The organism is Micromonospora yasonensis (assembly GCF_026013475.1).
GTDB lineage: Bacteria > Actinomycetota > Actinomycetes > Mycobacteriales > Micromonosporaceae > Micromonospora > Micromonospora yasonensis.
In genome coordinates this window covers 1-7,524 of the sequence record NZ_JAPDPH010000292.1, presented here as the reverse complement: position 1 = coordinate 7,524, position 7,524 = coordinate 1, and the positions used below count along the sequence as shown (strand labels likewise).

General features: G+C 75.4%; 6 protein-coding genes. 4 read left to right on the top strand and 2 right to left on the bottom strand.

The features are described 5' to 3' along the window. The coding region (locus ONA70_RS33160) for a 5'-3' exonuclease (protein WP_265010430.1) at positions 1-673 on the top strand (673 nt) is incomplete at its 5' end. Positions 674-796: 123 nt separating this feature from the next. On the opposite strand, the gene ONA70_RS33155 is transcribed toward ONA70_RS33160, so the two are convergent. Continuing rightward, entirely contained in the window at positions 797-3,598 is a 2,802-nt protein-coding gene (locus tag ONA70_RS33155; protein ID WP_265010429.1) for a DEAD/DEAH box helicase, read from the bottom strand. Between the two features lie 86 nt (positions 3,599-3,684). Between ONA70_RS33155 and ONA70_RS33150 the strand changes: the two genes are divergently transcribed. Both ONA70_RS33150 and ONA70_RS33145 read left to right on the top strand, forming a co-directional pair. Further along, positions 3,685-4,449: an HAD family hydrolase gene (locus ONA70_RS33150; protein WP_265010428.1), complete on the top strand. Its 765-nt coding sequence runs from the start codon at positions 3,685-3,687 to the stop codon at positions 4,447-4,449. Positions 4,450-4,514: 65 nt separating this feature from the next. Next, complete coding sequence (locus tag ONA70_RS33145) at positions 4,515-5,516, top strand: AraC-like ligand-binding domain-containing protein (RefSeq protein WP_265010427.1); 1,002 nt, start codon at positions 4,515-4,517, stop codon at positions 5,514-5,516. On the opposite strand, the gene ONA70_RS33140 is transcribed toward ONA70_RS33145, so the two are convergent. Then, entirely contained in the window at positions 5,479-6,408 is a 930-nt protein-coding gene (locus ONA70_RS33140; RefSeq protein WP_265010426.1) for a diacylglycerol kinase, read from the bottom strand. The two genes, ONA70_RS33145 and ONA70_RS33140, sit on opposite strands and share 38 nt — an antisense overlap. Positions 6,409-6,611: 203 nt before the next feature. Here ONA70_RS33140 and ONA70_RS33135 point away from each other — a divergent pair. Next, a partial coding sequence (locus tag ONA70_RS33135; protein ID WP_265010425.1) for an aminotransferase class V-fold PLP-dependent enzyme occupies positions 6,612-7,524 on the top strand: 913 nt, incomplete at its 3' end.

Below are 7,524 nucleotides of genomic sequence, written 5' to 3'. Positions count from 1 at the left end.
GGCGCCGGAGGGCGGCGAGGTGGTGCCGGACACCCTCTCCCCGCAGGTGCCGATGATCCTCGAGGTGCTCGACGCGCTCGGCATCACCGCGGTCGGCGCGACCGGGTACGAGGCGGACGACGTGCTCGGCACCCTCTCGGTGACCCAGCCCGGCCCGGTGGAGGTGGTCTCCGGCGACCGCGACCTGTTCCAGCTCGTCGACGACAACCGCCCGGTCCGGCTGCTCTACGTCGGTCGCGGCGTGGCGAAGCTGGAGGACTGCGACGACGCGGCGGTCCGGGCCAAGTACGGCGTGCCCGCCGACGGGTACGCCGACTTCGCCGCGCTGCGCGGCGACCCGTCCGACGGGCTGCCCGGCGTGCCCGGGGTCGGCGAGAAGACGGCCGCCCGGCTGATCGAGCGGTACGGCGGGCTGCCCGGCATCCTGGCCGCGCTGGACGACGGGGAGTCCGGCTTCGCCCCGGGCCTGCGCACCAAGCTGGCGGCGGCCCGGGACTACCTGGCCGTCGCGCCGAAGGTGGTCCGGGTCGCCACCGACGTGCCGCTGCCGAAGCTGAGCACCGAGCTGCCGTCCGCGCCCGCCGACCCCGAGCGGCTGCTGGAGCTGGCGCAGCGATGGAACCTCGCCGGCTCGTGCCGGCGCCTGGTCGACGCCCTCGCGGGCGCCTCCTGATCGGCCAGCCGCGCCGCCGCCTCGGCCAGCCGGCGGGATCCGGGCGGCCCGGGCACCGCCGGCTCGCCGAGCCGGGGGCGGGATGCGTCCGGCCGGGCCCCGCGCCCGCACCGGCGGTGCTGGTCAGGCGGCGGCGTGGTAAGCCAGCACGCCCCGGTTGACCGCGGCGATGGCCTGCCGGGCGGTGGACCGCAGCTCCGCCGACGCCCCGCCGGAGTCGGCGAGCTGGCCGAGCAGGTCGACCACCTGGCGAGCCCAGCGGACGAAGTCGCCGGCGGGCATCTCGCCGTCGATCTGGTGGCCGCTGGCGAGCACCTTGGCGAGGGCCTCCCCGCGGGCCCACCGGTAGATCGGCCAGGCGAAGCCGAGGTCCGGCTCGCGGGTGACCGCGAGGCCGCGGGCGGCCTCGTCCCCCTCGATGTCGCTCCACAGCTTGAGCGTCTCGTCGACCGCGTCGGCCACCGCGCCACGCGGCAGCGACGCCCGCTCGTCGACGTCCCGGCGGGCCTCGAAGACCACCACGGAGACCGCGGCGGCCAACTCGGCCGGGGAGAGCCCGTCCCAGACCTTGCGGCGCAGGCACTCGGCGACCAGCAGGTCCACCTCGGTCCAGATCCGGCCGAGCATCCGCCCGGCGTCGGTGACCTCGCCTTCCGTGGTGAGGTAGCCGCGCGCGGTCAGCAGCGCCACGATCCGGTCGAACGTCCGGGCCAGCGAGCCGGTCCGGCCGGCGACCCGCTGGCGCAGCTCCTCGGTGTCGCGCTCCAGCCGGCGGCGCCGCTCCGCCCAGCGGGCATGCTCCTCCCGGTCGGGGCAGGCGTGGCAGGGGTGCCGGCGCAGCTCGGCGCGGAGCTGGGTGAGCCGGTGGTCCTCACCGACGGCCTGCCGGGAGCGCCCGCCGCGCCGGCCACCGTGCCGGTCCAGCCCGGTGTCGCTGACCGCGGCGGCGAGATCGCGGCGGGCCGCTGGGGACCGGTGGTTGAAGTGCTTCGGCACCCGGATCCGGGTGAGCACCTCGGCCGGGGTGGTGAAGTCGCCGGGGCTGACCCGGCCGGCCCAGCGGTCCTGGGTGAGCACCAGCGGACGAGGCTCGCCGAAGCCGCCGGTGGCCGGGTCGAGGACCACCGCCAGGCCGGCCCGCCGGCCCGAGGGCACCCGGATCACATCGCCGACCCGCAGCCGCTCCAGCGAGGCGATCGCGGCCGCCTTGCGCTGGGTCTGCCCCTGCCGGGCGATGGCGCGCTCCCGGTCGGCGATGGCCACCCGCAGCGCGAAGTACTCGTCGAAGTCGCCGTGGTGGCAGGCGGCCTCGGCGCCGTACGCCTCCATGGTCTCGGTGTTGCGCTGCACCTGCCGGGCCAGGCCGACCACCGACCGGTCCGCCTGGAACTGCGCGAACGAGGACTCCAGCAGCGCTCGGGCCGGCTCCGCGCCGACTGTGCCGACCAGGTTGACCGCCATGTTGTACGACGGCCGGAAGCTGGACCGCAGCGGGTAGGTGCGGGTGGAGGCGAGGCCGGCCACGTGCCGGGGGTCGGTCTCCGGCGACCAGACGACCACCGCGTGCCCCTCGACGTCGATGCCGCGTCGGCCGGCCCGCCCGGTGAGCTGGGTGTATTCCCCCGGGGTGAGGTCGACGTGCGCCTCGCCGTTGAACTTGACCAGCCGCTCCAGCACCACGCAGCGGGCCGGCATGTTGATGCCCAGGGCCAGGGTCTCGGTGGCGAAGACCGCCTTGACCAGGCCGCGGACGAACAACTCCTCGACGACCTCCTTGAACGCCGGCAGCATGCCGGCGTGGTGCGCGGCCAGGCCCCGCTCCAGACCGTCGAGCCACTCCCAGTAGCCGAGGACGGAGAGGTCCTCGCCGGGGATGGCGGTGACCCGGGACTCGACCACCCGGCGGATCTCGGCGCGCTCCTCCGGGGAGGTCAGCCGCAGCCCGGCGGCCAGACACTGCTGCACGGCCGCGTCGCAGCCGGCCCGGCTGAAGATGAACAGGATCGCCGGGAGCAGGCCCTCCCGGTCGAGCCGGTCGACGATGTCGGGGCGCATCGGCCCGCGCCAGCGGGGGCCGCGCCGCCCGCCGCCGGGGCCGGCGCTGCGCCCCTCCCCCAGCTCCAGCCGGCGCATCGTGTCGCGGGTGTAGCGCAGCAACTCCGGGTGCACGTCGTGCTTGCGCGCCGCGTCGGCGTCGTGGAACAGGTCGAACATCCGCTTGCCGACCAGCATGTGCTGCCAGAGCGGCACCGGCCGGTGCTCGCTGACCACCACGGCGGTCTCGCCCCGCACGGTGACCAGCCAGTCGGCGAACTCCTCGGCGTTGGAGACGGTCGCCGACAGGGAGACCAGCGTGACCGAGGCCGGCAGGTGGATGATCACCTCTTCCCAGACCCCGCCCCGGAACCGGTCGGCGAGGTAGTGCACCTCGTCCATCACCACGTAGGCCAGGCCCTCCAGGGTGGCCGAGCCCGCGTAGAGCATGTTGCGCAGCACCTCGGTGGTCATCACCACCACGGGCGCGTCCCCGTTGATCGCGTTGTCGCCGGTGAGCAGCCCGACCTGCTCGGTGCCGTAGCGGTCGACCAGGTCGTGGTACTTCTGGTTGGACAGCGCCTTGATCGGCGTGGTGTAGAAGCACTTGCGCCGGGTGGTCGGGCCGGCCTCGCCGGCGGCGGCCGCCGGCTGCCCGGGCCGGCCACGCAGCGCGAGGTGTACGGCGAACTCGCCGACCACGGTCTTGCCGGCGCCGGTGGGAGCGCAGACCAGCACGCCGCTGCCCCGCTCCAGGGACTGGCACGCCTCGCGCTGGAAGTCGTCGAGGTCGAACCCCAGGTCTCGGGCGAATTCGTCCAGGGCCGGGAAGGCGGAGGCCTGCGCGGCGCGGCGGCGCGCCGCGGCGTACCGCTCGGCGGGGCTCGACATGCCCTCAAGATTAATCGGTACGACCGACGGCCACCGGCCAAGGCCGTCCGGCAGGACGGTCGGAGCGGGTCGGTAAGGTGCACGGCGTGCCGGACCGTACCGAACCACCCCACGCCTCGAGCGGCGCCGACGACGCCGTCCGCCCGAGCCCGTCCCGCCGTCCCGTGGAGGGGGTGCTGCTCGACTTCCACGGCACGCTCGCCCAGGTGGAGGACCCGCGCGAGTGGGTGCTGGCCGCCGCGGCGGCGTGCGGGGTGGAGTTGGACCGGGTCCGGGCCACCGCCCTGGCGGACCGGCTGCTCACCGCGGGTCGGGCGGGTGGGCCGCTGCCGGCCCGGGTGCCGCCCCGGCTGGCCGAGCTCTGGGCCGACCGGGACCTCTACGAACACGCCCACCGGGGCGCGTACACCGGGTTGGCCGAGACGGTCGACGCGGGCATCGACGGGTTCGCCGACGCGCTCTACGACCGGGTGCTGGTCCCCGAGGGCTGGGTGCCGTACCCGGACACCGAGGCGGTGCTCAAGGCGCTGCGCCAGGCCGGGGTGAAGGTGGCCGTGGTGAGCAACATCGGCTTCGACATCCGGCCGCTGTTCGCGGCCTGGGGGCTCGACGGGCTGGTCGACGCGTACGCGCTGTCGTACGAGGTGGGGCGCTGCAAGCCGGATCCGGGGATCTTCCTGCGGGCCTGCGGCATGCTCGGCATCGACCCGGAGCGCGCCCTGATGGTGGGCGACACCCCGGCCGACGCGGCCGCGGTACGGGCCGGCTGCGCGGTGCTGGTGCTGCCCTGCGCCGACGCCGGCCACCCCAACGGGCTGGGCGCGGTGCTGGACCTGGCCCTGCGGGGCTGAGGCAGCCGGCATAGGATGCAGCGCGGCGATCAGCGATCCGGGAGGTCATCATCCTGCCCCGTCAGGTGTTCGACACCTCCGTGGTGCCGGAGGCGGAGCGCTTCGACCTCTGGGCGGACTTCACGCTGGGCACCAATCCCGCCGTCATCCGACCCGAGTCCGGTCAACCGTTTACCGCGCACGCCCAGCTGATCCCGCTCGGCGACGTGCAGCTGGCCTCGTTCCAGCATCCGTCGGTGCGCCTGCGGCGCACCGGCCGGCACATCCGACAGGCCGATCCCGAGCTCTACCACCTCGCGCTGCCGATCGCCGGTCGCAGTGCGATCAGCCAGGCCCGCAACGAGGCGACCATCGACCGGGCCCGGTTCACCTTCTTCGACACCTCACGGCCGTACGAGGCGGAGCACCGCGTCCGCAGCCAGGAGCCCAGCGCCACCATCTGCCTGCAAATCCCCCACGCGCGGCTGCCGCTGCCGTCCGCCACGGTACGGCGATCGCTGGCCGCGGTCATGCCGGCCGAACACGGCCTGGGCCGCCTGCTGGCCCAGTTCCTGCGCCGGGTGGCGGACCACCCCGACCAGTACGCGGCCGGTGACGCCGGCCGGCTGGGGAACACGGCCCTGGACCTGATCTGCACCATGCTGGCCCGACACGCCGACGCCGGGCACGCGCTCACCGCGGAGACGCACGAGCGGGTGGCCCGCCTCCGGGTGGTCGAGTTCGTCGAGCGGCACCTCGCCGACCCCGATCTCAGCCCGGCCGCTGTCGCCGCCGCCCAGCACATCTCCCTGCGGACCCTGCACCGGCTCTTTGCCGACGACGGTGAGAGCGTCGCCGGGTTGATCCGCCGCCGCCGGCTGGAGCGCTGCCGGCGGGACCTGCTCAACCCGCTGCTGGTCGACCGCCCCGTGCACACCGTCGCCGCCTGCTGGGGTTTCCGCAGCTCGGCGCACTTCAGCCGCGCCTTCCGGGCCGCGTACGGGGTCTCGCCCCGACAGCTGCGGGCCGATGCGGACGGCGCCGAACTGGTCAGCGCAGCAGTCGCACCGCCGCCGGCACCGCGCTGATCCGCACCGGCAGGTCGAACGCCCGCTCCCCGTCCACGTACGTGGTGATGTCGGGCGCGTCCAGCTCCACCGTGCGGGCCCGGTAGGTGCGCACGAGCGGGTGCGTCACGTGGGTGCCCTGGTAGATCCGCGGTTTGACCCGCATCAGGGTGCGCCGGTCGAACCGCCCGCCGACCACCACGTCCAGCAGCCCGTCGGTTGGGTCGGCGTCCGGGCAGATCCGCATCCCGCCGCCGTAGCTGGCCGCGTTGCCGACCGCCACCAGCACCGCCTCCAGTTCGTGCTCCTCGCCGTCGAGCCGCAGCCGGTACGGACGCGGCCGTAGCCGAGCCAGCTCGACCAGGATGGCCAGGTCGTACCGGCGGGGGCCGCGCGGCCAGGTCATCCGGTTGGCCCGCTCGTTGACGATCGCGTCGAAGCCGGCCGCGAGCACCGCCCCGTACCAGCGGTCGCCCCCGCCGTCGGCGGGGCTCAGCCGGGCCAGGTCGACCGGCCGGGTGCGGCCGTCACGCAGCGCCTCGGCGATCACCTCGACGGCCGCGACCGGGTCGGCCGGGAAGCCGGTCTCGGCCGCGAAGTCGTTGCCGGTGCCGGCCGGGACCGGCCCGAACGGCACCCCGGTGCCGGCGACCGCCTGCAACGCCCGGTGGACCGTACCGTCCCCGCCGACCGCCACCAGGGCGCCGGCGCCGTCGGCGACCGCCGCGTGGCAGGCCGCCTCCGCCTGCGCCGGGCTGGCCGCCTCGAGCAGGCGGACCGGCCGCCCGGCGCCGGCCAGCCGCTCCAGCAACCGGGGCAGCAGCGCGCGGTGCCGCCCCCGCCCGGCGGTCGGGTTGGCGAGCACGGCGACGGGGCCGGACGGGAGATGATCGTGCGCGGTCACGGCGAGCACCGTACGGCACGAGCCTCCCCGGTCACCAGCGGCGGCGGCGCGGTCCTGGCTCGCCCGAGTCCGCGCCGAGCACGGCGGGGTCCCCGGGCGAGTCCAGCGGGTGAGAGGCGGCCGCGGGGCACGCCCCGGCCGGACGAGCAGCGCCTAACCTGTCCGCGTCCCGCCCGCACCCGGGTGGCACGGCGGAGATGGAGGAGTGGCGCGTGTCCGACGAGTTCCCCCGGTATCTGTTCAAGGAGATGGACGCCGCCGATCCCCTCGCCGGGCTGCGCGACCGGTTCGTCATCCCCGACGAGGACCTGATCTACCTCGACGGCAACTCGCTCGGCCGGCTGCCGGCGGCCACCCCGGACCACCTGGCCCGGCTGGTCCGCGAGGGCTGGGGCGACCAGCTCGTACGCGGCTGGCCCACCTGGATCGAGTGGGCCCGCCGGATCGGCGACCGGCTCGCCGCGCACGCCCTCGGCGCGCGTCCCGGTGAGGTGGTGGTCTCCGACTCGACCTCGGTGAACCTCTACAAGCTGGCCGCCGCCGCGCTGGACGCGGCCGGGGACCGGCGCACCATCCTGGTGGACGCCGAGGACTTCCCCACCGACCGGTACATCCTGCAGGGCCTCGCCGAGGCGCGCGGCCATACCCTGCGGGTCCTCCCCTCCGACCTGGACCAGGGGCTGGACCTGGCGACCCTGCGGGCGGCGCTGACCGAGGACGTCGCCCTGGTGGTGCTCTCCGCGGTGTCGTATCGGTGCGGGGCGCTGCTGGACCTGGCCGCGGTGAACGAGGCCGCCCGGGAGGTCGGGGCGTACGTGCTGTGGGACCTGTCGCACGCGGCCGGTTCGGTGCCGGTCGAGCTGGCCGCCACCGGCGCCGACCTGGCGGTCGGCTGCACCTACAAGTACCTCAACGGCGGCCCCGGCGCGCCGGGCTTCCTCTACGTCCGGCGGGAGCTGCAGGAGCGGCTGCGCCAGCCGATCTGGGGCTGGTTCGGCCAGCGGGACCAGTTCGCCATGGGCCCCGACTACGAGCCGGTGCCGCACCTGCAGCTCCCGCCGGGCTTCCTCTACGTCCGGCGGGAGCACCGATCAGGTACGCCGGCAGACCGGCGGCCTCTCCGGC